General features: G+C 47.6%; 1 pseudogene. It reads right to left on the minus strand.

Annotated features, from left to right (window positions below):
- Positions 1-246: 246 nt before the first annotated feature.
- Positions 247-502 (minus strand): annotated as a pseudogene (locus tag A3709_RS24720) (hypothetical protein); the annotation flags it as partial.

A 502-nucleotide genomic window follows, 5' to 3' on the forward strand; every position in this document is an offset into this window, starting at 1 on the left:
ATTTCTTTAATCATTGGTTGGTATAGCTGATACAAGTCATCACACTTGTAAGTATAGGAAAAATAAACGGTCTAGTGGGAGTAGATCTTCTCGCCTATTCTGTTGACTTAGCTGGATAAGTTCGCGAATTAACTGTTTATTGCCCTGAAAATATGTTCGCGGCTTTGAGCTTGCCATTCCTATCCGTTAATTCTTGAAGGAAGGCGCGCAACAGCCCATGCCGCGCGTTATTTGGTGGCTTCCTTGCTAAATGATTGCGGTTGAGCTGGAATCCTTACCAGCGAAAAGAGGCAATGCCTCAGGTGGTGCCCTGGGAGGAGGTGTGAGCAATGGGAGCGTTGGAATGTCCTGTTCCTTCTCTCGAAGGTGAGCCAGAATTCTATCGATAACGTCCTGGTCCTCTATGCAGGCGATCACTTTGAGGGATCCGCCGCAGCGACTGCAAACTTCAATATCGATATTGAATACCCGTTTGAGTCGCTGCGGCGGATCCCTCAAAGTG

This window comes from Halioglobus sp. HI00S01, assembly GCF_001635445.1.
GTDB lineage: Bacteria > Pseudomonadota > Gammaproteobacteria > Pseudomonadales > Halieaceae > Halioglobus > Halioglobus japonicus.